Annotated in this window: 23 protein-coding genes and 1 tRNA gene; 14 read left to right on the forward strand and 10 right to left on the reverse strand. The window is 68.4% G+C overall.

Annotated elements, in window-relative coordinates; translation table 11 throughout:
• The first annotated feature begins 110 nt into the window (after positions 1–110).
• The 10 genes from ACIGNX_RS07140 to ACIGNX_RS07185 all read left to right on the forward strand — a co-directional run bounded on the left by ACIGNX_RS07140 (position 111) and on the right by ACIGNX_RS07185 (position 9,421).
• Positions 111–866, forward strand: a complete 756-nt coding sequence (locus tag ACIGNX_RS07140) for a winged helix-turn-helix domain-containing protein (RefSeq protein ID WP_396537249.1) — start codon at positions 111–113, stop codon at positions 864–866.
• An 81-nt stretch (positions 867–947) separates the two neighbouring features.
• A complete protein-coding gene (gene mshD, locus ACIGNX_RS07145; protein ID WP_396537251.1) occupies positions 948–1,826 on the forward strand; it encodes a mycothiol synthase in 879 nt (292 codons plus the stop codon).
• 194 nt (positions 1,827–2,020) lie between these two features.
• Entirely contained in the window at positions 2,021–3,145 is a 1,125-nt protein-coding gene (gene pstS, locus ACIGNX_RS07150; protein WP_396537253.1) for a phosphate ABC transporter substrate-binding protein PstS, read from the forward strand.
• Between the two features lie 34 nt (positions 3,146–3,179).
• The gene (gene pstC, locus ACIGNX_RS07155; RefSeq protein WP_396537255.1) at positions 3,180–4,235 is read left to right on the forward strand and encodes a phosphate ABC transporter permease subunit PstC; all 1,056 of its coding nucleotides are present in this window, start codon (positions 3,180–3,182) and stop codon (positions 4,233–4,235) included.
• Positions 4,232–5,146, forward strand: a complete 915-nt coding sequence (gene pstA, locus ACIGNX_RS07160) for a phosphate ABC transporter permease PstA (protein WP_396537257.1) — start codon at positions 4,232–4,234, stop codon at positions 5,144–5,146. Before pstC ends, pstA begins: the two co-directional genes overlap by 4 nt.
• Positions 5,147–5,156: 10 nt before the next feature.
• A complete protein-coding gene (gene pstB, locus ACIGNX_RS07165) occupies positions 5,157–5,933 on the forward strand; it encodes a phosphate ABC transporter ATP-binding protein PstB (RefSeq protein ID WP_141980105.1) in 777 nt (258 codons plus the stop codon).
• 198 nt (positions 5,934–6,131) lie between these two features.
• Positions 6,132–6,500 carry a hypothetical protein gene (locus ACIGNX_RS07170; RefSeq protein ID WP_396537259.1) on the forward strand — a complete coding sequence of 123 codons (369 nt, stop codon included), beginning with the start codon at positions 6,132–6,134 and terminating at the stop codon, positions 6,498–6,500.
• 12 nt (positions 6,501–6,512) lie between these two features.
• A complete protein-coding gene (locus ACIGNX_RS07175) occupies positions 6,513–7,052 on the forward strand; it encodes a hypothetical protein (RefSeq protein WP_396537261.1) in 540 nt (179 codons plus the stop codon).
• A 15-nt stretch (positions 7,053–7,067) separates the two neighbouring features.
• Positions 7,068–8,627 (forward strand): hypothetical protein, encoded by a 1,560-nt coding sequence (locus ACIGNX_RS07180; protein ID WP_396537263.1) that lies wholly within the window; start codon positions 7,068–7,070, stop codon positions 8,625–8,627.
• A complete protein-coding gene (locus ACIGNX_RS07185) occupies positions 8,624–9,421 on the forward strand; it encodes an ESX secretion-associated protein EspG (RefSeq protein WP_396537265.1) in 798 nt (265 codons plus the stop codon). Before ACIGNX_RS07180 ends, ACIGNX_RS07185 begins: the two co-directional genes overlap by 4 nt.
• A 6-nt stretch (positions 9,422–9,427) precedes the next feature.
• Here ACIGNX_RS07185 and phoU read toward each other — a convergent pair whose 3' ends face one another.
• The 9 genes from phoU to ACIGNX_RS07230 form a co-directional block, all read right to left on the reverse strand.
• Positions 9,428–10,099, reverse strand: coding sequence for a phosphate signaling complex protein PhoU (gene phoU / locus ACIGNX_RS07190; protein ID WP_396537267.1), 672 nt, complete (start codon positions 10,097–10,099; stop codon positions 9,428–9,430).
• A gap of 81 nt (positions 10,100–10,180) precedes the next feature.
• Positions 10,181–12,763 (reverse strand): LCP family protein, encoded by a 2,583-nt coding sequence (locus ACIGNX_RS07195; RefSeq protein ID WP_396537269.1) that lies wholly within the window; start codon positions 12,761–12,763, stop codon positions 10,181–10,183.
• Between the two features lie 1,227 nt (positions 12,764–13,990).
• Positions 13,991–14,854 (reverse strand): GGDEF domain-containing protein, encoded by an 864-nt coding sequence (locus tag ACIGNX_RS07200; RefSeq protein ID WP_396537271.1) that lies wholly within the window; start codon positions 14,852–14,854, stop codon positions 13,991–13,993.
• A gap of 180 nt (positions 14,855–15,034) precedes the next feature.
• Complete coding sequence (locus ACIGNX_RS07205; RefSeq protein WP_396537273.1) at positions 15,035–15,493, reverse strand: hypothetical protein; 459 nt, start codon at positions 15,491–15,493, stop codon at positions 15,035–15,037.
• On the reverse strand, positions 15,486–16,634 hold the full coding sequence (dusB, locus tag ACIGNX_RS07210; RefSeq protein ID WP_396537274.1) for a tRNA dihydrouridine synthase DusB: 1,149 nt from the start codon (positions 16,632–16,634) through the stop codon (positions 15,486–15,488). The genes ACIGNX_RS07205 and dusB overlap by 8 nt, the downstream gene beginning before the upstream one ends.
• 85 nt (positions 16,635–16,719) lie before the next feature.
• Complete coding sequence (locus ACIGNX_RS07215; protein WP_396537276.1) at positions 16,720–17,202, reverse strand: GNAT family N-acetyltransferase; 483 nt, start codon at positions 17,200–17,202, stop codon at positions 16,720–16,722.
• Positions 17,203–17,242: 40 nt separating this feature from the next.
• Complete coding sequence (locus ACIGNX_RS07220) at positions 17,243–17,716, reverse strand: superoxide dismutase (RefSeq protein ID WP_396537278.1); 474 nt, start codon at positions 17,714–17,716, stop codon at positions 17,243–17,245.
• Between the two features lie 287 nt (positions 17,717–18,003).
• Positions 18,004–18,471 carry a hypothetical protein gene (locus ACIGNX_RS07225; RefSeq protein ID WP_396537280.1) on the reverse strand — a complete coding sequence of 156 codons (468 nt, stop codon included), beginning with the start codon at positions 18,469–18,471 and terminating at the stop codon, positions 18,004–18,006.
• Between the two features lie 378 nt (positions 18,472–18,849).
• A tRNA-Val gene (locus ACIGNX_RS07230) sits at positions 18,850–18,933 on the reverse strand.
• Positions 18,934–19,806: 873 nt separating this feature from the next.
• Here ACIGNX_RS07230 and ACIGNX_RS07235 point away from each other — a divergent pair.
• The 4 genes from ACIGNX_RS07235 to ACIGNX_RS07250 all read left to right on the forward strand — a co-directional run bounded on the left by ACIGNX_RS07235 (position 19,807) and on the right by ACIGNX_RS07250 (position 25,294).
• Complete coding sequence (locus tag ACIGNX_RS07235) at positions 19,807–21,003, forward strand: DNA cytosine methyltransferase (RefSeq protein ID WP_396537282.1); 1,197 nt, start codon at positions 19,807–19,809, stop codon at positions 21,001–21,003.
• A 111-nt stretch (positions 21,004–21,114) separates the two neighbouring features.
• Positions 21,115–23,205: an AAA family ATPase gene (locus tag ACIGNX_RS07240; protein WP_396537284.1), complete on the forward strand. Its 2,091-nt coding sequence runs from the start codon at positions 21,115–21,117 to the stop codon at positions 23,203–23,205.
• Positions 23,202–24,044, forward strand: a complete 843-nt coding sequence (locus ACIGNX_RS07245; RefSeq protein ID WP_396537286.1) for an HNH endonuclease — start codon at positions 23,202–23,204, stop codon at positions 24,042–24,044. Before ACIGNX_RS07240 ends, ACIGNX_RS07245 begins: the two co-directional genes overlap by 4 nt.
• Positions 24,045–24,646: 602 nt before the next feature.
• Positions 24,647–25,294 (forward strand): HAD family hydrolase, encoded by a 648-nt coding sequence (locus tag ACIGNX_RS07250; RefSeq protein ID WP_396537288.1) that lies wholly within the window; start codon positions 24,647–24,649, stop codon positions 25,292–25,294.
• A gap of 11 nt (positions 25,295–25,305) precedes the next feature.
• Here the strand turns inward: ACIGNX_RS07250 and ACIGNX_RS07255 are convergent, their stop codons facing one another.
• Positions 25,306–26,766, reverse strand: a complete 1,461-nt coding sequence (locus ACIGNX_RS07255; protein WP_396537290.1) for a helix-turn-helix domain-containing protein — start codon at positions 26,764–26,766, stop codon at positions 25,306–25,308.
• Positions 26,767–26,934 lie beyond the last annotated feature (168 nt).

Raw genomic sequence — 26,934 nt, forward strand, 5'->3', positions numbered from 1 at the left:
TGGTGTGCACCGGTATCGTCTCCGTCATCCGCAGGCAACGGGGCCCGGTCACCGTACTTCGCCTGTGCCTGGTCGGTGACCAAGCACCGGCCGAACGAGAGGGCGCCGCGATGAGTATCGACGTGCTGCTGCTGACCACCGACTCCGACCCCGAGGCGGTCCTCCCCGCGCTGTCGCTCCTCCCGCACGAGGTGCGCCCGCTGCGCCCGGAGGTCTCCGCGCTGCTGGAAGCCGGCCCGCACGACATCGTGCTGGTCGACGCCAGGACCGACCTGGTCGCCGCGCGCAGCCTGTGCCGGCTGCTCGACTCCAGCGGGGTGGACGTGCCCGTGGTGGCCGTCGTCACCGAGGGCGGGCTGGTCGCGGTCAATTCCGACTGGAGCGTGGACGAGATCCTGCTGCCGACCTCCGGCCCGGCCGAGGTGGACGCCCGGCTGCGCCTGGTGCGCTCCCGGCGCGGGTCCGCCCAGCCGGGTGGCGACGGGTCGTTGCAGCTGGGCGAGCTGGTCATCGACGAGGCGACCTACACGGCCCGCCTGCGCGGCCGGCCGCTCGACCTGACCTACAAGGAGTTCGAGCTGCTGAAGTACCTGGCCCAGCACGCGGGCCGCGTCTTCACCCGCGCGCAGCTGCTCCAGGAGGTGTGGGGCTACGACTTCTTCGGCGGCACGCGCACGGTCGACGTCCACGTGCGGCGGCTGCGCGCCAAGCTGGGCCCCGAGCACGAGTCCCTGATCGGCACCGTGCGCAACGTGGGCTACAAGTTCGTCCGCCCGCCGCGCCCGGGCAGCTCCCGCCGGGTGGAGCAGCTGACGGACGCGCCGGAGCCGACGATCGACGACGCCGAGCTGATCTTCCGCGCCTGATCCCCCGGGCCCGACCCCCGCCCGGTCCTCGATCGCCGCCTCCCGGCGCGACCCGGAGACCGGCTGGACTAGGTTTTCCCCGTGGATCTGAGCTGGTTCGAGGAGTTGTCCCCCGAGCAGGCCGACGAGGTCTCCCGCCTGCTCGGGGCCGCCGAGGCCGCCGACGGCGTCGCACCCGTCGGCGAGGCCGTCACCCTGCGCCTGCGCCCCGGTGCCCCGGGCAGCCGCCACCTGCTCGCCCGCGACGGCGAGACCCTGGTCGGCTACCTGCACCTGGACGTCTTCGGCGACTCCGACGGCAACGAGGTCGCCGAGCTGGCCGTGCACCCCGACCACCGCCGTCGCGGCGTCGGCCGGGCGCTGGTCGAGGCCGTGGCCGACCGCACCAAGCCCCTGCGCGTCTGGTCCCACGGCGGCCACCCCGGCGCGGTGGCCCTCGCCGCCGCGCTCGGCTACCGCAAGGTCCGCGAGCTGCTGCGGCTGCGCCGCCCGCTGGACGCCGACCTGCCCCGGCCCGCGCTGCCCGGGGGCGTCTCGCTGCGCGCCTTCGTGCCCGGTCGGGACGAGGCGGCCGTCGTCTACGTCAATCACCGGGCCTTCGCGTGGCACCCGGAGCAGAGCGCGATGAGCATCGAGGACGTGCGGCAGAAGGAGGAGCAGCCCTGGTTCGACCCGGCGGGGTTCCTCCTCGCGGTCGACGCCGAGGAGCGGCTCCTGGGCTTCCACTGGACCAAGGCGCACACCGCCGAGCTCGGCGAGGTGTACGTCGTGGGCGTGGACCCGGACGCCCAGGGCGGCGGCCTCGGCAAGGCCCTCACGCTCGCCGGCCTGGCCCACCTGCGTGACGCCGGGATGACCCGGGTGATGCTCTACGTCGAGTCCGACAACGCCGCGGCGCTGGCCGTGTACGACCGGTTGGGCTTCACGCTCTGGGACTCGGACGTCCAATACGCCCGGTAGTGACAAACCCATCACGCCACGCAAACGTGCAGGTCACGGGACACCCAAAAGGCGGTGTACTCGGTCACTTCCCGTGTGGAGTTCACCCGTCGTTCATTTTCTCCTGGGCGCCTGTCCACCCTCGCTACCTACCGTCCGTGTCGAGCGGCGGGGACTTCGCCGCCAAGCCACTTCCGTAGCTGGAGGACTCCCAGGTGAAGACCAAGCGACACGGCGCCGTTCTCGGCCTGATCGCGGCCGGTGCGCTTCTGCTCACCGCGTGCGGCAGCGACAACAACACCGCCCCCGGCGCCGGTTCCACGTCGGCGGCCGGTGAGTCGTCGGCCCCCGTCGACTGCGGTGGCAAGTCGAACCTGAGCGCGGAGGGTTCTTCGGCGCAGAAGAACGCGATCGACACGTTCGTCCAGGCCTACCAGCAGAAGTGCTCGGGCCAGAACCTCGCCTACAACGCCTCCGGCTCCGGCGCGGGCGTCAAGCAGTTCAACGGCGGCCAGGTCGACTTCGCCGGCTCCGACTCCCCGCTGTCCGACAGCAAGGGCGAGGTCGCCGCGGCGACCGAGCGCTGCAAGGGCAACCCGGCCTGGCACCTGCCGATGGTGTTCGGCCCCGTCGCGCTGGGCTACAAGCTCGAGGGCGTCAAGGACCTGACCCTGTCCGGCGAGGTCGCCGCCAAGATCTTCAACGGTGGCATCAAGAAGTGGAACGACCCGGCGATCAAGGCCCTGAACGGCAGCGCGCAGCTGCCCGACAAGGAGATCAAGGTCGTCTACCGCTCCGACGAGTCGGGCACCACGGACAACTTCCAGAAGTACCTGACCGCCGCCTCCAAGGGCGCGTGGACGCAGGGTGACGGCAAGCAGTTCAAGGGCGGTGTCGGCGAGGGCAAGGAGAAGTCCGCCGGTGTCGCGCAGGCCGCCGGTTCGGTCGACGGCGCCATCACCTACGTCGAGCTGTCGTTCGCCCAGGACAACAAGCTGTCCGTCGCCAAGATCGACAACGGTGGCGGCGCGGTCGAGCTGACCGCCGAGACCGTCGGCAAGGCCATCGACGCGGCCAAGATCAAGGGCTCGGGCAACGACCTGGTCCTCGACCTGAACTCGATCTACGGCTCCACCACCGCGGGCGCCTACCCGCTGCTGCTGGCGACCTACGAGATCGTCTGCTCCAAGGGCTACGACGCCGACACCGCCAAGGCGGTCAAGGCGTTCCTGACCGTGGCGGCGACCTCGGGCCAGGAGGGCCTCGCGGACGCGGGCTACGCCCCGCTGCCCAAGACCTTCCAGGACAAGCTGCTGACCGCCATCAACGCCATCGCCTGACCAGGCCGGCACACTTCCCGGGAACGCCATTGCGATGAACGACCGCACTGTGGCCCCGCGCCCCGCGGGCACCGGCACGACCGGTGCCCGCGCGGGCGTTCCGGCTGCCCGACCCGACCCGGAGGCTCCGATTCCCCCGACCGCGGAAGCCGATCGCACAACCGTCGTCCGGCCGGGTGACCGGATCTTCGCCGGCCTGGCCACCGGCTCGGGCATCTTCATCGTGGTCCTGATCGCGGCGATCGGCATCTTCCTGCTGCTCCAGGCCATCCCCTCGCTCGCCCTGGACAAGGTCAACTTCCTGACCAGCCGCGAGTGGTCCACCGGCGACGTCAACAACATGCGCTACGGCATCCTGGACCTGCTCCTGGTGACCGTCGTGTCGTCGGCGTTCGCCCTGGTCATCGCGATGCCGATCGCGCTGGGCATCGCCCTGTTCCTGACCCAGTACGCGCCGCGCCGGCTCGCCCGGCCGTTCGCCTACGTCATCGACCTGCTCGCCGCCGTGCCGTCGATCATCTTCGGCCTGTGGGGCCTGCTCGTGCTCGGCCCGGTGCTCACCCCGATCGGCGAGTGGCTCACCTCGAACCTCGGGTGGATCCCGCTGTTCGACAAGGGCAACGTCAGCATCGAGCTGGGCGGCACCATCTTCACCGCCGGCATCGTGCTGGCGGTGATGATCCTCCCGATCATCACCGCGGTCAGCCGCGAGGTGTTCGACCGCACCCCGGTGCCCCACGTCGAGGGGGCCATCGCGCTCGGCGCGACCAAGTGGGAGGTCGTGCGCACCACCGTGCTGCCGTTCGGCAAGGCGGGTTACGTCAGCGCCTCCATGCTCGGCCTCGGCCGCGCCCTCGGCGAGACCATCGCGCTGACGATCATCCTCAGCGGCACCGGCGCGGCGTTCGCGTGGAGCCTGTTCGACGGCGGCGCGACGTTCGCCTCGAAGATCGCGCTGGCCGCGCCCGAGTTCAACGACCCGCGCACGGCGGGCGCGTACATCGCCGCCGGCCTGGTGCTGTTCGTGCTCACCTTCGGCGTCAACGCCATCGCCCGGTCCATCGTCGCCGGTCACAAGGAGTACGAATGACGACCGACACGGCGGACCTGAACCGCCTCGCCACGCCGCCGACGTTCCAGAGCGTCAGCGGTGCGCGCAAGATCAAGAACGGCATCGCCACCGGCCTGGTGTACGGCGCGTTCCTGATCGCCATCGTGCCCCTGATCTGGGTGCTGTTCGTGGTGGTCCAGCGCGGCTTCCCGGTCGTCCTCGACGGCGACTGGTGGCAGAAGTCGCTGTCCGGCCTGCTGTCGCGGCAGCAGGGCGGCGGTGTCTACCACGCCATCTACGGCACGCTCGCCCAGGGCCTGGTCTGCGGCGTGCTCTCGGTGCCGCTGGGCCTGTTCGTCGGCGTGTACCTGGTGGAGTACGGCGGCCGGTCCAGGCTGTCGCGCGCCACCACGTTCATGGTCGACATCCTGACCGGCGTACCGTCCATCGTGGCCGCGCTGTTCGTCTACACGCTGTGGATCGCCTACTTCGGCTTCGGCCGCAGCGGGTTCGCGGTGTCGCTGGCGCTGGTGCTGCTGATGGTGCCGGTGATCGTGCGGACCACCGAGGAAATGCTCAAGATCGTGCCGGACGAGCTGCGCGAGGCCGCCTACGCGCTCGGCATCCCCAAGTGGAAGACGATCGTGAAGGTCGTCGTCCCCACGGCGCTGTCCGGCATCGTCACCGGCATCATGCTGGCCCTGGCCCGCGTCATGGGCGAGACCGCGCCGGTGCTCGTCCTGGCCGCCTACGCGCCCTACATCAACTACAACCTGTTCGAAGGCCCGATGGCGTCGCTGCCGCTGCTGATGACGGCGGAGCGGAACAACCCCACGCAGGCGGGCTTCGAGCGGATCTGGGGTGCGGCGATCACCCTGGTCATCATCATCACGCTGTTCAACCTGCTGGCGACCGTGATCTCGCGGTGGCTGGCTCCGAAGACGAAGTGAGCGGGCGGTCATGGCCAAGCGCATCGACGTGAAAGACCTGAACCTGTACTACGGCAAGTTCCACGCCGTGGACGGTGTGTCGCTCGCCGTGCCGCCGAAGAACGTGACGGCGTTCATCGGCCCGTCCGGTTGCGGCAAGTCCACCGTGCTGCGGTCGTTGAACCGCATGCACGAGGTGGCACCCGGCGCCCGCGTGGAGGGCACCGTGCTGCTCGACGGCGAGGACATCTACGCGTCCTCCGTGGACCCGGTGCAGGTGCGCCGGACCATCGGCATGGTGTTCCAGCGCCCCAACCCGTTCCCGACGATGTCCATCCGGGACAACGTGGTGGCGGGCCTGAAGCTGGCGGGCGAGCGGAACAAGAAGAAGCTCGACGAGGTGGCCGAGCGGTCGTTGCGCGGGGCGAACCTGTGGAACGAGGTCAAGGACCGCCTCGACCGGCCCGGCGGCGGCCTGTCCGGTGGTCAGCAGCAGCGGTTGTGCATCGCGCGGGCGATCGCCGTGCAGCCGGACGTGCTGCTGATGGACGAGCCGTGCTCGGCGCTGGACCCCATCTCGACTCTCGCGATCGAGGACCTGATCACGGAGTTGAAGAAGGAGTACACGATCGTCATCGTCACGCACAACATGCAGCAGGCCGCGCGGGTCAGCGACCAGACCGCGTTCTTCAACCTGCTGGGCGTCGGCCAGCCGGGCCGCCTGATCGAGGTGGACGACACGGAGAAGATCTTCTCCAACCCGAGCCAGAAGGCGACGGAGGACTACATCTCCGGCCGTTTCGGCTGATCGCCACCACTCGCCCGGAAGCCCTCCCGCCGCTGGTGGGAGGGCTTCCGCGCGTTCGGGTGACAGTCGGAACCACGCGGTCGCCCCAGCCGTCAAAATCGAGACGCGGTCCTCCGTTCGGGGGTACCGTGACCGTTGGGATCGGCGGACTCGCAGGGGGTAACCGTGGCGGCGGAAGGTGCGTGGAGCGCACAATCCATGCAGGCGATGACGGCCGACATGGTGGGCCTGAAGCAGGCCGCCGAGTCGGGTTCGTTCGCGATCAGCGAGTCGGGCGCCCAGGAGTACCTGAAGGCGATCGACAACGCCCTGCAGGACCTCCGCAAGATGGACCGTCAGATCGGCCGTCTCGGTCAGGAGACCAAGCTGGGCACGAGCCCGGACGGCACCGCCATGGCGCGCTACAACCAGGAGAGCGTCGAGGGCGGGGCGGGCACGACCGGCATCGTCCCGGCGATCGAGCAGTTGCGGTCCGCGCTGACCGAGGCGCGTGAGGCGTTGCAGAAGGCGATCGAGAACTATCGTGAGGTCGACAGCTCGAACGCCAGCACCTACCAGCGCTACTGAGGGTGGAGTCAGTTGATCAAGGGATTGTCGGCCCGCGTCGTCCTCTCGCTGGCAGTGCTGGGCGCGATCGCCACCGGCTGCACCACCGGGGGGACCGCCACGCCGGGGACCACCACGGTGCCGACGACAGGGCAGCCGTCGAGAACCACCACCTCGAAGCCCGCCGGCGGCGGTGACCCCTTGGCCGACTTCGACCCGTGCCCGGTCCTGGAGTCCGTGTCGTCGCAGCTGAACCTCTCCGAGATCGAAAAGGTCGACGAGAAGGAGTGCGGTGCGGAGTACTCACCGACGGTGTCCTTCGGTCTGACGAAGCAGCCGGAACTCGCGATCGGTGACGCCGTCGGCAACGGCAAGAAGTCCGACATCTCCATCGGTTCGCGCAAGGCGAAGCGTGTCGAAGCACCCGCGACGAAGACCTCCTGCCTGGTCGCAGTGGAGGTCGGTCCCACGTCGCGAGTCGACGTGATCGCCTCCTCGGACAACTCCTTGGACGCCGCTTGCGAAGCCGCCACCAAGGTCGCCACCGCCATCGAACCCAAGCTGCCGAAGTAAGCAGGGGAGGACGTCGTGACGCCGCCGAACTCGCACCGCAACAGCGACGCAACCGAGGTCGACTACTCCGGTGACCGGCAGGAAGACCTCGACCGCCGGCAGCAGCAGAACCTCGAGGAGGCCGGCGGCGGGGTGATCCCGACGATCGTCGCCTCGGTCGAGAACGTGGTCGACCAGGTCAAGCTGAACCAGGAGCTCCAGGAACAGCAGCAGCGCCTGAGCCAGGTCGTGGAGCAGTACCGGCCGCCCATGTCCTCCGCCGGCTCGTACTACATGGGGTACGACCACAAGACTCTCAAGAGCATGGTCGAGGACAAGATGGAGCCGTCGACCGCCAACGAGCAGGGACGCGCCTGGAACGAGGTGGGCAACGTCCTCGCCACCCTGCAGCAGGACCTGAGCCGTGCCACCGCGAGCAGCAAGGACGCCTGGCAGGGTGCGGCCGCGGAGTCCGCGCGCGGCTACTTCACCAACGTCGCGACCTGGTCGGGCGATGCCGCGCAGGGCGCGCAGCTCACCGGCACCAAGCTGTTCGACCAGAGCCGGGCCGCCGAGCAGGCGAAGAATGCGATGCCGGAGCCGGTCGAGTTCAGCACCGCCGACGCCTACAAGATGCTGCTGTCCGAGCCCAACCCGTTCAAGTGGGCAGGCACGATCGACCAGATCGAGCAGAAGTTCGAGGAGAAGCAGCAGGCGCACGAGCGGGCGGCCGAGGTCATGACGACCATGTCCGCCAGCTTCCAGGAGTCGGGCTCCACGATGCCCGCCTTCTCCCCGCCCCCGCCCATGGAGGGGTCCGGCGGCACCGGCGAGGCCAACCCGAACGGCACGACCCAGATCAACGGCAGGCAGAGCGTCCCCGGCGGCACCGGGACGGGCACCGGCACCGGCACCGGCTCGGGGTACGGCGACCTCGGCGGCGTGCCCGGCGGCGGGAGCGGTGGCACCGGCTCCGGTATCGGCGGGGGCGGGAACGGTGGTGGCAACACCAACCAGTCCGGCTGGAACGGTCCCGGCGGCGGTGGCGGCACGACGGTCCCCGGTCCCGGCCCCGGCGGCGGCACCACGACCATCCCCGGCCCGGGCGGCGGCCCCTACCCGCCCGGCGTCTTCCCGCCCGGCGCGAACCCCAACAACCGCCCCCCGACCCCTCCCGGCGGACGCACCGGCCTGCCCAACGGCCGCGGCGGCGGACCCGGCGGTGGCCCGGGTGGCGGTCGCGGGTTCGGCGGTGGCCTCGGCGGCCCCGGCGCGGGCGGTCCCGGTGGCCTGGCCGCGGCCGGGCGCGGTGGCCCCGGCGGGTTCGGCCCCGGCGGCAGCGCGGGCACGCTCGGCGAGGCCGGGCGGACCGGCGCGGGCGGCTTCGGGCCCGGTGGCAGCGGCGGTCTCGGCGGCGCGGGCGCGGCGGGCCGCGGCGGCGCCGGTGCGGGCGCGGCCGTGGGCGGCATGGGCGCCGGTGGCGCGCGCGGCCAGGGCGACGAGGACAAGGAGCACAAGGCCGCGTCCTACCTGGTGGAGACCGAGGACGTCTTCGGCGACGGCACCATGGTCGCCCCGCCGGTCATCGGCGGGTGAGCGTGTTCTCGTTCGCCCTGTCGTTCGCGGCGGCCGACGTGCTGTGGGAGGACCTCGAACTCGGCAGCCGCCCCTACCCGTTCGAATTCCCCTACCTCGGGCAGACGCTGGACGAGCGGCGCGGCATCCGCGCCGCCGTCCACCGCGACCTGGAGTCGCGCGGCCTGGCCCGGGGCGGCCGGGTCGTGCCCGAGGTGGCGGAAGCGCTCACCCTGCTCGTCCGCTTCGACTACAGCCTCAACGCGGTCGCGTCACTGGACGCTCGCGACGTGGAGCGCCAGCTGCTGGCCCGCGGCGGCGCGGCCGGGGAGAACGCGGCGCTCGCCGTGATGGACGACCGGCAGATCAAGGTCGACCTGCTGCGCGCGCCCGCGCTGCTGCGCGCGATCGTGGACCTGGTCCCGCCGGCCCGCCCGGGACCGGGCCAGTCGGTCACCGTCCCGGTGCCGACCTCGGCGCCACCGCCGCCACCGCGCCGGGACGAGGACTTCGGCAACGCCACCTTCACGCAGGCCATGGCACCGCGTTCGTCGGTGGCCACCCAGGTCCGCGCCCTGGAGGCGGTGTTCGAGCGGCCCAGGCTGCGCGCCGGCCAGTTCGGCGTCACGGTCCGCGGCAGGCACGGCCGGGAGCAGCGCGCGCCGCAGGTCGGGTGGTTCGACAACGACCAGGGCCGCTACCTGGCGCAGACGCGGCAGGGACCGGACGGCCGCAAGTGGCTCACCCACGCCCCCGCCGACAACGCGCGCATCGCCGCCCAGCTCGCGCAGGAGCTGACCGCCCTGCGCGGCTGAGCGCCGTCAGGAACCGTCGGCGGTGTCGCCGTGGTAGCCGGGCATCCGGCCGGTGACGACGAAGACGGTCCGCTTGGCCACCGACACGGCGTGGTCGGCGAACCGCTCGTAGAACCGGCCCAGCAGCGTGGTGTCCACAGCGGACGGCACGCCGTGGCCCCACTCCTTGTCCATGATCACCGTGAACAGGTGCCGGTGCAGGTCGTCCATCGCGTCGTCGGCGTCCTCCAGCGACCGCGCCCGCTTCACGTCCTGCGTGCGGATGATGTCGGTCGCCTCGCGCGCCAGCTCGACCGCGATGCGGCCCATCTCGGCGAAGTACGGTCGCACGGTGTCCGGCAGCACGGGGTTGGGGTGCCTGCGCCGCGCCGCCTTGGCGACGTGCAGCGCCAGGTCGCCCATCCGCTCCACGCTCTCGGCCGCGTGGATGACCGCGAGCACGATGCGCAGGTCGGTCGCGACGGGCGCCTGCAGCGCCAGCAGCGCGTACGCCTGCTCCTCGATGGCGGCGCGCACGTCGTCGATCCTGGCGTCCTCGCCGATCACCTGTTCGGCGAGGGCGAGGTCCGCCCCGAGCAGGGCGTCGGTCGCCCGCTCCATCGCGTCACCGGCCATGCCGCACATGTCGGCGAGCTGGCCGGCGAGGTGTCCGAGCTGGTCGTGGTAGGCCTCACGCATGGCCGTCAGCCTACGGTGGGGTCATCGCGGTAGCGACCCACCCCGGTGAACCCGGGGTGAACCCATGACGTCCAGTCGGCCCTACGCACAGGGGTCCTTGCCCGCGTTGACCACGGGGAGGTCCACGGGCGCGGTGGCCTTGCCCGGTTCGCCGCCCCCGGTCTGCGGCGCGCGGATCTCCTCGTCCCAGCCCGGGCCGATCAGCAGCTGCACCGCGCCGCCCATGTTCGCCTGGAACTGCAGCGCCGCGCCGGGCACCGACGACTGCAGCGTCGCCGCCGCGTCCTCCGCGCCGATGCCGTACAGGATCACGGTCTTCTCGGCGGGCGGCGCGTCACCGGGGATCACGACGTCGTAACCGAGCGCCCGCAACGCGTTCGTGGTGCGGGTGGCGGCGCCGCCGTTGTCCGGGTCGCCGTTGCGCACCTGGACCTTGAGTCCCTTGTGGTCGACGACCTTGCCCTGCTTGGGCCCGGCCGGCGGTGCGGACGCCTGCGTCTGCCCGGGGTTGCCGGCGGTGTCGTCCGGGGTCTCGTCCGGCAGCGGCGTGCCGTCGATGATGGCCTGGAACAACGCCTTGGTGTCGTCTTCCTTCAACAGTTCCAGGTTGTCGTCGTTGGACAGCGTCTCGCCCTCGGACGTCTCGTGCGGGATCGTCACGAACGTGACGCGGCCCGCTTCGAGGCTGCGCAACGACTGCGCCAGGGTCAGCATGTCGTTCACGCCGATGTTCTGGCCGACGGTGGAGGCGGCGAACGCGTTGAGGAACGCGTTGAGCTTGCCCGGGTTCAGCAGGATCTCCGACGACAACGCCTTGCGCAGCAACGACGACAGGAACTGCTGCTGCCGGTTGACGCGGTCGTAGTCGGTCTTGTCCTCGCCCGCGACCTTGCGGGCGCGCACGTACAGCAGGGCCTTGCTGCCGTCGATCTCGAACCGGCCGGCCTTGTCGAAGATGACGCCCAGCTCGTCGTCCTTCATCGGCTTGGGCACGCACACCGGGACGCTGCCGATGGCGTCGACCATGCCCTTGAAGCCGGCGAAGTCGACGCTGATGAAGTGGTTGATCTCCAGGCCGGTCAGCTCGGTCATGAACTTGCTGACGCACCTCGGCCCGCCGACCGCGTACGGCTCGTTGGCCTTCACGCCGTCCTCGGCCTCGGCCTGCTCGCCGGAGTACTGGCCGGTGGAGGGGTCCCACTTCTCGCACTGGGGGCGCTTGACGAGCAGGTCCCGCGGCACGGAGACGACGACCATGCGCTTCCGGTCGGCCGGGATGTGCGCGAGCATCAGCACGTCCGAGCGCGCGCCCGGCTCGACGTTCGCGTCGCCGACGCCGTCCTGCGGCTTCGCGCCCGCGCGGGTGTCCGAGCCGACGATGAGGAAGTTCTCGTCACCGAGCTGCTTCTCCGCCTCGTGCACCGCGGCGGAGTTCGCGTTCAGCGCGTCGATCTCGGTGATCTTGCTGTCGATGTAGAACATCGCGCCCCAGCCGAGGCCGGTGGACACGAACACCAGCACGGCGGCCGCCAGCGACACGACCTTCACGGTGCGCACGATCTTGCTGTGCTTGACCGTGCGGCCGCCGCGGCGGGGGCCCTCCTCGTCGGGGACGTCGACGGGCGAGGCGTACTCGGTGGCGTCCTCGTCGTGGTCGACCTTCCACGGCAGGAGCTTCTGGAGGCGCTCCTTGCGCAGCCGTTCCTGCTCGGCGAGTTCGTCGTGGACGGCGGAGAAGCGGGCGAGGGTGTGGTCGACCTCGCGGCGCTTCTTGACGTCGTCGCTGATGACCTCCATCTCCGTGGTGAGGCTCGCCGGGTCGATGGCCTCGCGCGGCTCCGGGCCGCCGGGTCCGCCGCCGAGGCGGTCGGCGATCACGGGTGCCGCGTCGGCCGGGTCCTCGGCGAACCGCCGCCCGGGCGCGTCGGCGTGCGGCGCGTCGACCGGCGGGCCGTCGGCCAGGCGGCGGGGACCCTCGCCCGGCGGGACCGGTGGGGGTGGGCCGTCGGCGAGCCTGCGGGGTCCGCTGCCGTCGGGACGGCGGCCGACCGGCTCGTCACCGGGCGGGACGGCGGCCGGGCGGCGCGGGTCGACGGGGGGTTCGTCGGGCCGGTGGCGCCGACCGGGGTGCGGCGCGCCGGCGAGGTCGTGCGGCCCGCTGCCGTCCGCGAGGCGACGCGGGCTGTCTCCGACCGGGGGAACAGGACCGCCGCCTTCGGCGAGGCGGCGCGGGCTGTCTCCGGGCGGGGGAACGGGACCGCCGCCTTCGGCGAGGCGACGGGGACCGTCCACGGAGGGTCGGACGCGGCGGCCGGTGTTCTCGCCGGGCGGTGGCCCGTCCGCGAGCCGCCGCCCGATGCCCTCGGCGGGCGCTCCTTCCGCGACGCGGCGGGGCGGACCGACCTCGTCGGGTCGTTGGCGCGGCCCGCTGCCGTCCGGCATGCGGCGCGGTGGTTCGGGTGCGAGGTCGTCCGGCCGCGGACGGGGTCCGGTGCCGTCCGGCAGGCGCCGCGAGGGCTCGGGACCGAGGTCGTCCGGCCGTCGACGGGGTCCGGTGCCGTCGGCCGAGCGCCGAGGCGCGTCGTCCGGCCGCCGGCGCGGGCCGCTGCCGTCGGGCGTGCGGGGCGGCGGTTCCGGCGCGAGGTCGTCGGGGCGCCGGCGCACGCCGGTTCCCTCGGGCACCCGGCGGTGCGGTTCGGGCGCGAACTCCCCGGGGCGTTGGGCAGGTCCGGCCGGAGGGCGTTGGCGCGGGCCGGTGCCCTCCGCGGAGCGCCGGGGCCCTTCGGGGGCCGGGTCTTCCGGTCGCGGCCCGCTCCCGTCCGCCAGGCGGCGCGGCGCGCCGGGTTCGAAGGCCTCCGGTCGTGGTGCGTCCGGCGCGGCGCGTCGGCCCGTCGGGGTGGCCGGGACGTCCGGGCGGGCGCGGCGGCCGGTGCCCTCGGCGGACCGTCGTGCGGCGGGGTCCTGCGGGCCGTTGGCCGGGAAGCGCCTGCTCGGCTCGCCGAGCGCCTCGACGGGCGGCGGCGCGGGACGCCTCGGGTCGACGCCCTCCGGGGGACCCGCGTAACCGGCCGGGGGCGGTGGGGGCGTGGGGCGGCGACGGGTTCCGGTGTCCTCCGGCGCGGGCCGTGGCGTCCGGGTGCCGGTGCCCTCCGGCATGGGGCGGGGCGTTCGCGTGCCGGTCCCTTCCGGCATCGGGCGGGGCGTTCGCGTGCCGGTGCTTTCGGGCGTGGGGCGCGGAGTCCCCGTGCCGGGGCGGGGCGTCCGGGTCCCGGTGCCCTCGCCACCCGGGGTGAAGAAGTCGTCCGGGGCGGCGCGGCGGCCCGTCGCCGGCGGTGTGCCGTTCGCGGGAGCCGGCCCGGGGCGGGTGCCGGTGTCCTCCGGGGCCTGCCTGCGCGGCGGTTCCGGCGCGGCACGGCGGCCGGTGCCCTCGGGGGCGTGCCTGCCGTTCTGGGGCGCGGGTCCGCGGGGCGGCTCCGGCTCGGGCGCGGCGCGCCGGCCGGTGTCCGAAGGACCGGGTGGGACCGGGCGTGGGATGTTCGTGCGGCTGTGCTGCTCCAGCAGATCGGACACGCTCAGCCCGCCACCGTCCAGCGACCTGCGGCGACGGCCGGTCGGCTGGTCTTCCTGCGGGGCCTGGTCACCTCCGGGTCCGGGGCCGCCACGGCGGGGCTCGTCGGGCACCCGGTCTCCCTTCAGCTTCGGTCACTAGTGGGTCGTCATCACGAGTTGACGACGGCAAGGACACAGTGGTTGCACCAACGGCGTGTCACTTGCCTTGGCGATACTACGGATGACGGCCAGTCCTGACGACCACTCCCGGTGATACAGGGGTCGGCAGTACTCGGTTGCGCTCAGCAGACTACGTCCGAAAGGGTGAGTTACGGTTCGGTGTCAGTAACCGACGACCCGCGATTCGGCTATGCCCCGTCGCCCGGAAGCGGCACCCGCCAGGCGCACGCGGCCGTTGTCCCGGTAGGCCACCGCGTTCCGTCCTGACTGCTTGGCGGTGTAGAGCAGGCTGTCCGCGCGCAGCAGTTGCTGCTCCGGCGCGACCGGCTGGCGCGCCGGCGAGTCCGCCGCGGGCGGCTCATAGGCCAACCCGATACTGACGGTCACTCGCAAACCCGGGGCGAGCGAAGCCCAGGCGTGACGCTCGACACGCATCCGGGCCGACTCGGCGATCTCCACGGCCGTCACCGGCTCCACCGCGGGCAGCACGAGCACGAACTCCTCGCCGCCGTAGCGGGCGCAGAACGCGCCCTCCGGCAGCTCCTCCTGCAGCAACTCGACCACGCGCTGCAACACCCGGTCGCCCAGGAGGTGCCCGAACGTGTCATTCACCTGCTTGAACCAATCCAGGTCGATCAACGCGATGGCGAGGCCCGACGCGGTCGAGCCGCGCTGGGCGACCATGTCGAGCAGTCGCTCGTCCAGGTACCGGCGGTTGTAGCTGTCGGTGAGGCTGTCGCGCAGGCTCTGCTCGCGCGCCTCGGCGTGCTCGCGGCGCAGCCGGTCGACCTCCCGGCGCAGCTGCTCGGGCACGTGCGGCAGGTCGTCCTGGTCGGCGTAGACCAGGTCGAACGCCGACCGGAGGTGCTGGTAGGCCTGCCGCCACTGGCCGCGGGAGGCGAGCAGCGCGGCGATCGACTCGTGCAGCTGCACCAGGCCGGTGCCCTCGCTCTCGGACGTGGGCACGCCTCCTGCGGGCCGGCCTTCGCTGTCGGATTCGGCGACCTCGGGTCGCAGTGCGGTCATCGCGCTCACCTCCCTCCTTGCCAAGGTGTCGTCTGATACGAGGCGACGCTTGAGCCGGCAGGACGCGTCACAGAGGGATTTCCCTCGACTGGTTGACCGTGCACTGCTCCGAACCAGTGACATTCGGTGATCGAACCGGCCGCAAGGTAGCCCAGCGTGTTCGCGGTGTCCCGCCTCGCCTCAATTGACGCACGGGGCGAAGCCGTACGCCTTCCCGTTGAGCAGCACGACGTGCTGCGAGCCGATCTGGCTGCCGACCTGGGAGCCCTCCTGCACGACGGTCAGCGTCACGGCGACGACCAGCACGACACCGCGCGGGTGCTCGTCCGCGCCGGGCGGCGTCCACGCCGGGTCCAGGCGCAGCGTCGACAGGGTCGGCTGCACCTCGATCGTGCCCGCGGGCAGGCGGCAGTCCTGGTCGCGGAAGTCCGGGTGCTGGGTGTCCTGGAGCAGTTCGTGCTGCTCGTCCGGACCCTGCCCGCCCGCCTCGTTGAGGTCGGCGAAGTAGCCCGACACCAGTTCGCGCTCCACGTCGGTGACGCGCAGGGGGCGGGCGTCGCCGGTGACCGCCGAACCGCACCCGGCCAGCGCGAGGGCGCAGGCCAGCGCCGCCACGGCGCGGACCACCACGTCAGCCACCCGAGTGCAGCTCGTCGGCGCCCACCGGCACGGTCGCGTCCTCCGGGTCGTCCAGCCAGCCCTCGGGCAGCACGACCTTGCCCGGCGAGCCCTGCCGGCCGCGCGGCTCGTCGGCGTTGTCCGGGAACTCCAGGTCGGGGTCCAGCCGCCCCACCAGGTCGTCCAGCTCGGCGAGGGTGGAGACCATGGCGAGGGACCGGCGCAGCTCCGCGCCGACCGGGAAGCCCTTCAGGTACCAGGCCACGTGCTTGCGCAGGTCCCGCAGGCCCTTGTCCTCGCCGAGGAAGTCGGCCAGCAGCGCGCCGTGGCGGCGCAGGACGTCCCCGACCTGGCCGAGCCGCGGGCCGGGCGGGATGGGCTCGCCCCGGAACGCGGCCTGCAGCTCCCCGAACAGCCACGGCCGGCCCAGGCAGCCGCGCCCGACGACCACGCCGTCGCAGCCGGTGCGGGCGACCATGTCCAGGGCGTCGCGGGCGCTGAAGATGTCGCCGTTGCCGAGCACGGGGATGCTCGTCACGGCCTCCTTGAGGCGGGCGATGGCCGACCAGTCGGCGCGGCCGGAGTAGCGCTGCGCGGCGGTGCGGGCGTGCAGGGCCACCGCCCGCGCGCCCTCGTCCTCGGCGATGCGGCCGGCGTCCAGGTAGGTGAGGTGCTCGTCGTCGATGCCGATGCGGAACTTGACCGTCACGGGGACGCCCGCGGGTTCGGCGGCGCGCACGGCGGCCCGCACGATCTCGCGGAACAGCTGCCTCTTGTACGGCAGCGCCGCGCCGCCGCCCTTGCGCGTCACCTTGGGGACGGGGCAGCCGAAGTTCATGTCGATGTGGTCGGCCCGGTCCTCGCCGACGATGATCTTCGCGGCTTCGGACATCGACTTCGGGTCGACGCCGTAGAGCTGCATCGACCTGGGGTTCTCGCCCTCGCCGAACGTGATCATCTGCATCGTCTTGGCGTCGCGCTCGACGATCGCGCGGGCCGTGATCATCTCGCAGACGTACAACGACGTGGGGCTGCCGAACTCGCGGCAGAGCTGCCGGAAGGCCACGTTCGTGATGCCCGCCATGGGCGCGAGCACGACGGCGGGATCGACCGGGTACCGGCCGATCGTCAGGGGCTGGGTGGCGTGCAGGGCGGTGGACATCGCCGTCCATTGTCGCCCAGCGCGGGTAGTGGTGGGCACCACACCGCGCGATCGCCCCGGGCCGGCGGTCAGCCCGTCGCCGGCGTCACAGCACGACGGCCCAGTCGTGGCACCGCATCCACCGGCCGGGCGGGTACTCGAAGTCGACCTCGCCGAGCAGCGCGAAGCCGGCTCTCCGGCAGACGCCGTTGGACGCCGCGTGGTCCGCCGACGGGAACGCGTGCGCTTCCCGCCTCGTGCCCTCCGCCCGCGCCGCCTCGACCACCGCCCGCGCCGCCGCCGACGCGACCCCGCGCCCCTGGAACTCCGGCAGCACGCTCCAGCCGACCTCCCACACCTCCTCGTCCCGCCACGACCTGGCCCAGTACCCGACGGCGCCCGCGGGCGTGCCGCCGACCTCGACGCGGAACATCCGGCCGTCGCCGGGCACGAGGTAGCGCCCGTGCCGTTCGACGACCCGGTCGTCGGTCTCGGGGCCGCCAAGATGGGTGGTGAGTTCCGGGGCGTTCAGCCGGCGGAGCAGCCCGAGATCACCCTCGGACCAGGGCCGCAGGGCGGTGGTCGTCACGGTGGGAGCATGCCGGCGGGGTACGACGATTCGGCGCGCGTCAGAACGGGACGGTGATGCAACCGACCCGCGCGCCGGCCGTGCCCGCATGCCTGGGATCGGTGTGCGTGCGCTCCTCGTGCAGCACCACCGACCTGGCCCGCCGTTCGTCGAACCGCCACCCGACGTGCGCCCGCGCCTCGCCGTGCCCGAAGCGGTCGGTGGTGAAGTCGAGCCAGATCTCGTTGCGCGGGTTGACGAACGCGGGGTCCGTCGCACCACCCGGCACGTGCTGGTAGTGCGGCCCGGCGTCGGCGGGCAACGGCCCGCAGGGGTTCACGTGCGCGTGCGCGCCGTAGTCGCGGTCGGGCAGCAGCCCGCTGACCCGCAACACCACGACCGTGCCGCCGCCGAGGGGAGCGGCGATCACGGAGGCCCGCGCACCCTCCGGCACGCGCGCGTCGTAACTGGTGAGCTCCCCCGACACGACCGTGAAGGACGAGGCCGCGAGAGCGAGTGCCACTGCGAAGTGCATGACCACTCCCTATCGACCATCACCCCCCACCGCCACCGCGATCACCCGTTCCGGTGGAGTCGGCAGGAAGTCACCGCCGAAGACGCGCCGTACCGCCCGGGAATGGGCACCGATTTCCGGTTCGCAAGCCCTTCCGGTGTTCCATCCAAGGACCCTGGCGACCCTTCTTGCAGGCGAGCACGAGGCGCGCCTGGTCCTGGACGCGTCCCACGGCGCGGCAGCCCGGTGCCCCGCCCGGTCCAACCGGGACGACCAGTCGGCGTTCGCCCGCCTGCGCGTGGCAACGATCAGGAACTTTCTCCCGGGTCCTTTTCGCCCAGTTCCTTTTCGCTGCGGCGGACCTCGCGGTTGATCTCGGCTTGTTCCCGGTCCGTGCGCCGCATGGACGAATCCATGGCCGAGGTGGACCGGTCCAACCGCTCCCGCGACCGGTGGATGGCGTGCTGGGCGAGGTCGAGGGTGTCGACACTGCTGCGCATCCGGCTCTCCACGTCGGCGCGGAGCACCCGGTTCTTGTCCGTGATCTCCGCTTCCCGCCGCCCGGCCTCGTCTTCCCGGAGATCCGCACGCGCCTCCCGCTCGTCGGCCACCCGGTCTCGCTCGTCGGCGATCCGGTCCCGTTCGTCGGCAGTGCGATCCCGCTGGTCGGCGACCCGATCCCGCTCGTCGGCGGCCCGGTCCCGTGCGTCGGCAGCGCCCCCGTGCTCGTCGGTGGATCGTGCGGGGTCGGCGGCATCTCGGCTGGGCTCGTCCACCTGTCCGACGGTACGTCCTGCGAGGGGTGGGGGACAGACGGAGAACTCGTCGATCCTTCAAACGACGTGGGTTCTCCACGCCTCCGCGCCCGAACTCGCGCACGTCGAAAGGACTCGGTGATCGATTGAGACATATCCGGCGCGGTTCCGAACGATTCCGCCCGACAATGGTGACGCGCCGCCCGAAAGGCGCTCGAAGGCGGTAAATCGCGGCGGTCCGTTCTTCCGCGGTACGGTTCGGCGAGGCAGATCACCGACCTGCTCGGTCACCCGGACGTGCGGCCGTGGACGCGCTCGGAGCGGTCATCCGCGTAAGCGAGGCGTGGACGGGTGCTCTCCGCCACCACCCGCCCCGGCCCACGCCGTGACCTTCGAGTCTGGTGGGCCGCCAGGGACTCGAACCCTAAACCCGAAGATTGTAGATCTTCCCCTTTCGTAGTCTGTCGACACCTTCCAGTACCCTCCGCTACCTGCAAGATTTCCGAGCGCGAACGGCCACTGTGGATCGAACGATACAGTTCTCTATCGTCGTTTATCGGGGGTAGCTGAGGGCGTCGATCTTGCGATCGGAGGGCATACTTACCGCTGCCACTTGCCCGTAATGCTCACACTCTGGACCGGTTGGTGCCCTCTGAGGTTCGTTGTGCACATGGTGGGTTCCGAGGGTTTTCACCGTTCGGTCAAGTCTGCGGGCGAAGCTTCTGCTTGTGTCAGCGGTTGGACGGGCACGACGTACCTCCGCGTGTGGCTCCGAGGTTGATGTGCCCAGCGCCCAGGTGCCCGTGGCGGGCAGGTGAGCCTTCGCCGTACCTGACGCGCAGGGCCCGGCAGCGGGCCGGGTGGATGACGTGGAAGCTGACGGAGGCCGGTCAGGGCGAGTCCAAACGTGGACATCGTGACAGTCAGTAAGCGGATGGAGACAATGCAGAAGCATGCAGCGGCAGACGGACATGGGCGCCGTTGTCGGCTGCGCATGGCGCGGCGGACTGGCAAGCAGCGCGGCGTGAGCGACCGTTGGGCCCTGAGTGTAACTGCTGGTGTTGCGGTGGCGGACTGCGACCTGACGCGTCCGCCGGGTGCGCTCTATGGTGAACATGTCAACAGCTTGGGAACCCATTCGGTCTCCGCGTGCTCGGCCGCCGACTTGAGCGTGGGTTAACTCGACCCTCAGTCGGCATGGCGGTCGTGCGCAGGGAGCATCACCCGCCCGTGTCCTTCATGTGAGACCAGTCAAATTTTGTGCGTGGGAACTCGAGTTTTGCTGTGATCTCTTGTAAGGTCGGCTTGATCTTACAGGTCTTACAGGTCTTACAGACCTTACTTGCAGGAGGCAGCGTGTCGGGGTCGTTCCGGATGGCGGGACTGTTCGCCGGGATCGGTGGGATCGAGCTCGGCTTCCGCAACGTCCTCGGACGCAAGCTTGACACGGTCCTGCTGTGCGAGAACTGGGAGCCCGCACAGCGAGTCCTGCGCGGGAGGTTCCCGGACGTCGATTTGCATCCCAATGTACAGCATCTCCGCGACCTTCCTGATGACCTTGACGTCCTGGCGGCCGGTTTTCCATGCACTGATCTATCTCAGGCTGGTCGCACCGCTGGCATCAAAGGATCTCAATCGGGATTGGTAGCGCATGTTTTCGAGATGCTTGAGCTGATGAAGCGACAGGGCCGTCGTCTGCCTTGGGTGCTAATCGAAAATGTCCCTAATATGCTTACCTTGGACCGTGGCGAGGCGATGGCTTACCTCGTTAACGAGCTTGAAGCGCTCGGGTATCGCTGGGCATATCGTGTAGTCGACTCGCGGTTCACTGGCGTACCTCAACGGCGGCGTCGCGTTATTATGCTTGCCTCATGCACAGATGATCCGCGGGCAGTACTCTTCGCTGATGATACGGAACCACTCGATGAGTCAAGCTTGGCGGAGAATGCTTATGGCTTCTACTGGACCGAAGGTCGTTCTGGAGTGGGATGGGCCCAAGATGCTACACCGACCCTAAAAGGAGGATCAGCCGTAGGGATTCCTTCGCCTCCTGCAGTATGGCTCCCTGGCGCGAGTAATCCTCACATTATTATCCCTAGTATTGAGGACTGCGAAGCGTTGCAAGGATTCAATCGTGGATGGACGAATCTAGCGGACGACGGCCGCCGAAACGGCGCACGTTGGAAGCTGGTGGGCAATGCGGTTACTGTGGGCGTATCCGAGTGGGTGGCTGAAAGGCTTTTGAGCCCTGGATCGTTCGACCACGTGCAAGGAACCATTTTTTCCAGGAAGGCGGGTTGGCCTACTGCGGCCTGGGGAGATAACGGAAGGGTCTACAGCGCAGCACTCAGCGAATTTCCTCGTAAAGCTCAGTACACACATCTACTCGACTTGCTGAACTTGCAGGCTTGCCTACCACTTTCACACAGGGCTGCAAGTGGTTTCTGGAGCAGGTTGCAGCAGACCAACCTAGGTCGACACCCGGGCTTCCGCGAGGATCTCGCCGAGTATGTGCGTCTGACAGGGCCTTCAAGCCGCCGGCTGGTGGTCTAGCAGGGCAGGGATCAGGGCAACCTACAGGCAACACTCGATGGGCACGCCCACGTTCGTGCGGGTTGTCGTGGTTGCTCCTCCAATCGTTCCTGTAACAGGTACGCTCCTGCTGTGACTGACTTCACCGACATGAGCCAGCATCTTGAGGAGATGGATCGCCTCCTTGAGGAGGTCGACCACTCGGCGAAGAGCATCACGAAGTACCGTCCATTCGAGCACTACCTTGCCCGTTTGTTGGAACTGCATCCAGACCTTATCTACACAGCGTATATTTCGAAAGCGGGCAACGCGTCGGTTCGTTTCGATCAGTCTAAGAGATCGCGAAACGCACGATTGCTTGTAGCTCTCGTGGAACCGCCGCCTCATGAACCGTTAACTCGTTCTATCGCTGCGATTGAACGGTACAAATTTGGTCAAAGGCCGGACGCCGAAGTACTGGTTCTGACAAGAAGGCTCGCTCGGTGGCGGCCGCAAGCTGCTATTGTAGGAGCACATTCACAACACCTGCTTGAACCGTTCGCGCAGTCACTTCCTGATTTCATTGTAATCGGTCAGAGCGACGATTTGTTTCAAGTGGAGTCGCCTCCCTTGCAGCGTGGGTCAGAACTTAGCTTCGTTGTCCGGAATCCCGGTGAGTCTATCCCTCGTGCGGGGTTCCCGCTCGCTGTTCTAACGCGCGACGAGTGGGACGACGACGGACTCCGTACGATGTTTTCCCTGGTTCTTTTCCTTGGAGCTAATGACGAGATCGACATTGGTGAAGTAAAGATTCTTCGGAAGAATCAACCAAGTGGCGAAACTCCTGTGCCGAGCAGGATTTTCGACAAACTGGGGAACGAGTACTGCTCGCTAGGTCAAAGCTATGCTTACTACGACAAGGTGAATACTCTACCAACGGAAATCGCAGTTTCTTTGCTCCGTGCACTTAGAGACGTTATCTTCAATCCTAACGTGCGTAATACTTTCCGGAGCGAGAGTGGTTTCATGTCTTCGGTCGCGCGCACGAACAGGGCTAAGAGGCTTCTAACCCATCCGCCGTTTAGTCTCTTGCGAGATACGGACGATATCGTTGAGGAATCCGGCTTCGGCTTCACCTTCAACACCAATGTTGGCGGAAAACCTTTCGCGATCAATTTCAACTTCGGCGGAACCGGTGAACTTCCGGACCGCGTAAATGCGGTAATCGGGTATAACGGGACCGGCAAGACGCAGTTGCTTGCTAACATCGCCCTGGTTGCTACTAGTGATACCGCCCAACGAAAAACGTACGATCACGTCGGCACGATAGCGAGCTCCGGAACTGTAGTATTTAGTTCCGTCATTGCCATCTCCTACAGTGCTTTCGACACTTTTGTACTGCCTGATGCCTTCTGGAAGAATCGGGAAGGCGAGCTAGCTCGAGAACGTCTGGAGGAGACGGGCGAAGTCTTTGGCTATGCGTACTGTGGACTGCGGAAGTGGACTCCCGAGCAAGAATCAGAGCAGCAGAATCTTAGCTCTAACGCTGACGCAGATGGCCCGTTCTTGCATGCTCCTCGTGGTCTCAAAACTATCGATGAGCTCACAGACGAATACGCGAGAGCGCTCTCGCTCATTCGATCAAAGAAAAGAAGTCATATAGTTCGACATGCGGTTAATATCATCCGCGAAGAGCCATCATTCGGCAGAATAGGGTTGGACCCGCTATTTGCTGTAATGGGGGACGACTGGCGAGAATACTTTGATCATATGAGTACAGGGCACAAGATTGCCCTGAATATCATCGTTCAGATGATTGGCCACAGTGATCAAGGGTCGCTTGTTCTGATCGATGAGCCTGAGTCGCACCTGCATCCATCGCTCCTGGCTGCTCTGATGCGCGCAATCAGTGAAACCTTGAGCCAATTGAACTCATACGCTGTTGTTGCGACGCACTCACCTGTGGTTTTGCAAGAGATCCCACGTCGTCATGTGCGCATACTAAGGCGTTTTGGGCAACAAACAGAAGTCGCCAATCCGCTTGTTGAAACGTTTGGTGAAAATGTTGGTTACCTTACAACCAATATTTTTGACTTGGACAGTACGAAGACAGACTATCATGCCGCACTTGAGAAGCTCGCTCAGACGAAGACCATAGAGGAGATCGAAGCTCTTTTCGACGGTGATATGAGTATGCAAGCGCGTGCCTACGTGCTTCGTATACAGCGGCGGAGGCGCAAGTGATCTTACCTGCGTCGCGTCCACGAAGAGATCCTATCACCGACTACGACACAGCACGGTCGAGACGAAAAGCGAACGCTACTAAGCAAACACTTCTTGCGGCCCGCGCGGAGGTGCTCAATGCGTATAGCGAATATATAGGGTCAGGTGGCTCCTCATCCAAGCTAAGCCCGCTTTCATTCGCCGACGAAACGATAATGGCTCTCAAATCGAACTACGATTTAACGTATGCCAGTGGGCCGCTGGCGGATCTTCGTGATGATATATTGACGACGGCTTTCAACGGTCGGTGTCCTATGTGCGGCGAACGACAGGCATCAACCCTTGACCATTACCTTCCGCGGGATAAGTATCCCGAATTCAGTATTCTCGCCTTAAACCTCATTCCCGCCTGCATGGACTGCAATCATCGGAAATCGAACTTCACGAGCGCAGGCAACGGCGGCCGTTTCGTTCATGCCTATCTAGATGAGATCGATGCAACACTTCAAGTATTGGAAGTGTATATCGACGCCGTCGACGACGTGCTGGTGATTGACTTCGATGTGAACAGTGAATTACCGCAGGAACTATACGCGAATCTAGCTGTGCAGTTCGAACAGCTTCGGCTCGCAGAATTTTACTCATGGGCGGCTACTGAGGAGCTAATTCAGCGGCATGAGAGCTTCCGGGAGGCTTTCTACGATAAAGGTCATGAAGAGGTTTCCAGAGTCGCCCATGCACACGGACAAAAGCTAAGAGACACATACGGATCACATTATTGGAAGGTCGCACTCTATCGTGCGGTTGAGCACAATAGCGAATTCTGTAGAGGTGCTTTCGAGCTTTTGATGCGTGACTAGTAAGGTGTCCCTCTTTGTTCTCCGGTCGGGTCATCCGCTTTACCTAAAACGGCTTAACTTGTCGGTTCACATGTCGAATTGAAGTGCTGCTGGCTTATTCCTCGGAGAAGGGTTTCGTGTCATCCCGCCGACCTGGCTCGCCCCAACCACGCGTGTCAAGGGGGCACCTTCCGTCCACACGGGATGGTTGGGCTGGGTTTGCCCCCTTGACGCGTGTGGTTGCCCTCGTGGAGGTCGGCGGGATGACACGAAACCCGGTCCCCGCTGGTTCGCGAGCTGCCGACGGCTCCCGGTCATCCTGCTGGCCTGCCCGTCCGGCGAGGACATGATCTTTGGGTTTGCGGACCCTGGCGGGGTCGGTCGGCCGCTGTCCCGCTCGCCCGGTCCCGGCCCTACCCTCGTCGCCGGGCTTGCCCGAGCGACACAGGGACGGGGCCGATCAGGACCTGGCGAGCGGGGACACGCAGCGCGGCCGAGCGGCCCCGCCAGGGTCCGCCTTGATGAAGAAAAGAAACTCTGAACACCGTGGTCAGGCCGAACCAGCAGGCGCTGAGGCTGATGCCACGGTCGCGTGGTGAGCGGCGATGGCGTAGGAGTAGGGCATGGTCGCGGCGGTGGTGTTTGACGTGGGTGAGACGTTGCTGGACGACTCGCGGGAGTGGGGGGCTTGGGCGGACTGGATTGGGGTGTCTCGACATACGTTCTCGACGGTGCTTGGGGCGGTGACTGCGGCGGGGCGGGATAACGCGGAGACGTTCCAGTACTTCCGGCCTAGGTTTGATGTGGCCCGTGAGCGGCGGTTGCGGGAGGAGGCTGGGGTTGGGGAGCGGATCGAGGAGAGTGATCTGTACCCGGATGTGCGGGAGGGGTTGACGCGGTTGAGGGAGCTGGGGGTCTGGGTTGGGGTGGCGGGGAACCAGACTGCTCGGGCGGCTGAGTTGTTGCGTCGGTTGAGGTTGCCGGTGGATGGGTTGGCGACGTCTGGTGAGTGGGGTGTGGCCAAGCCTACGGCGGAGTTCTTTGAGCGGGTGGTGGAGATGACGCCCGCAGCGGTGGCGGGTGATGTGCTCTACGTCGGTGATCACCGGGACAACGACGTTGTGGCGGCGAAGGCGGCTGGGCTACGTACGGCGTTGATCCGGCGTGGGCCTTGGGGGTATCTGTGGGCGGATGACCCGTTGGTGCGTCGTGATGCCGATTGGGTCATCGACTCACTGCACGATCTGCCGGAGTTGCTGGCGAACGGCTGAGACGTAGCCGTTCAGCGAGCGCCCGCCCAGGCGGCCAAGTCGAGTAGGCCGGAGCTGAGTGACGGGTGGGTGCGCAACAGAACCGACAGGGCTTCGCGGACCTGCGGGTGGGCGCGGACGTGTTCAGGTGCGGCCTGGCGGGCGGCCTGCAAGCACAGGTAGGCGTCTTCGTGGCGGCCGAGGTCGAGTTGGGCTCGGGCCAGGTCGATGTAGTAGTGCGACCGGCGCTCGGCGGGTAGCTCGGCGGGCGGGTACCAGGTGGATGCTCGTTGGATGCCTGCGGCGTCGCGCAGCTCGGCGGCAACGGCCAGCTCGTGGATGCGCAGAGACGCTGGGCCGAAGGCGGTGCCGTGGTAGATGCCTTCGGGTGCGGCGTGGGCGGCGTAGCGGGCGGTGAGCAGGTGGTCGGCGGCGATGTCGGCTTTGCCTGCCCGGGCGGCGACGACCGCGGCTCGCATGTGGAGTGCGCCGAACGCGGCTGCGGTCGGTGCCTGTTTCAGGTCGCGGGTGGGGAGTTGGTCCGCGGCGTAGTCGAGCGCGCGGGCGGCGGTGTGGAGGTCGCCGCTGGCGAAGAACGTTTCGGTGCGGACGTAGGCGACTGCTGCGCGCAGGAGTGGGTTGTCGGCCTCGGTCGCTGTTGCGCGCATGAGGTCGATGAGACGGGCCGACAGGTCGAAGTAGCGGTACTTGTAGGCCACGCCGTCGGCGGCGCGTAGGGCCAGGGTCAGCAGGGATGCGACGTGACGGCGGTTGGCTGGGTCGAGGAGTTGGCGGGCTCGGGCCAGTTCGCCGATCAGGGCGGGTAGGTGGCGGACGAGTTCGCCGTAGCGGGCTTCGAGGCGATGGTTGTTCATGCGGGCGACGTCGGCGGCCAGCTCGGGGAGGCTTCGTGTGGGGCCGTCGTCGGGCAGGTCGAGGATGTCGAGGGCGCGGCGTAGGCGTGGGATGCCCACTTGCACGATGTCCAGCTCGTGAGCGGGCTGGGGTGGTGGCTGGTCGATCGGCGCCCATGACTGGTGGGGCGAGTAGGCCGGACTGGGGTCGACGGTGCGGCTCGCGTAGAGGTTGCGGAGGTCGTGGACTTCGCGCGCGGTGCCGTCGAACCAGCGCAGGTGGCGCGGGACGTGAAGGGCGTCGCACCAGCGTTCGAGGCGTTCGAGGTCGGTGACCGGGCGGCGGGAGCGTTCGACTTCGCTGACGCGGCCTTGGGTGAGGTCGAGCCAGGTGGCGAGGGTGGCTTGGGGGACGGGCGGGTTCTGGGCCTGGCGGTAGGCGCGGAAGACTTGGCCGATGTTGCGGGACTCGAACGCCTCGCGGATGGTGGGCTTGGCCCAGAACTCGGGTGGCAGCGTCGGTGCGTGGAGCGCGAAAGCCGCGGTGCAGCGGCTACAGCGTTCGTTCCGGTTGTCACTGGCCAGCAGGGTGTCACACGCGCGGCAGCGTCGTTTGGGTGTCGTCACGTAGTTGTCCAACCCTTGGTTTACCCGCGATGACTCCGCAGTGTAACTCGATGATTACTGTGCTGACCTGCTGTTAGTGGCGGCGGCGATATCCCATCGGTCATTGGTATGGGATCGGTCTTCCTTCCGTGTGAATCTGGTCGAGCAGGTCCGAGGTGTGCACGGAGGTCGAACCTATGG

The organism is Actinosynnema sp. NPDC053489, assembly GCF_044544865.1.
GTDB lineage: Bacteria > Actinomycetota > Actinomycetes > Mycobacteriales > Pseudonocardiaceae > Actinosynnema.

Excerpts from the sequence above, each read along its gene's own strand:
- dusB (WP_396537274.1), bottom strand. The coding sequence starts at position 16,634 with ATGTCCACCGCCCTGCACGCCACCCAGCCCCTGACGATCGGCCGGTAC.
- ACIGNX_RS07170 (WP_396537259.1), top strand. The coding sequence starts at position 6,132 with ATGCAGGCGATGACGGCCGACATGGTGGGCCTGAAGCAGGCCGCCGAG.
- ACIGNX_RS07220 (WP_396537278.1), bottom strand. The coding sequence starts at position 17,716 with ATGCACTTCGCAGTGGCACTCGCTCTCGCGGCCTCGTCCTTCACGGTC.
- phoU (WP_396537267.1), bottom strand. The coding sequence starts at position 10,099 with ATGCGTGAGGCCTACCACGACCAGCTCGGACACCTCGCCGGCCAGCTC.
- ACIGNX_RS07140 (WP_396537249.1), top strand. The coding sequence starts at position 111 with ATGAGTATCGACGTGCTGCTGCTGACCACCGACTCCGACCCCGAGGCG.
- ACIGNX_RS07250 (WP_396537288.1), top strand. The coding sequence starts at position 24,647 with ATGGTCGCGGCGGTGGTGTTTGACGTGGGTGAGACGTTGCTGGACGAC.
- pstB (WP_141980105.1), top strand. The coding sequence starts at position 5,157 with ATGGCCAAGCGCATCGACGTGAAAGACCTGAACCTGTACTACGGCAAG.
- pstC (WP_396537255.1), top strand. The coding sequence starts at position 3,180 with ATGAACGACCGCACTGTGGCCCCGCGCCCCGCGGGCACCGGCACGACC.
- ACIGNX_RS07200 (WP_396537271.1), bottom strand. The coding sequence starts at position 14,854 with ATGACCGCACTGCGACCCGAGGTCGCCGAATCCGACAGCGAAGGCCGG.
- pstA (WP_396537257.1), top strand. The coding sequence starts at position 4,232 with ATGACGACCGACACGGCGGACCTGAACCGCCTCGCCACGCCGCCGACG.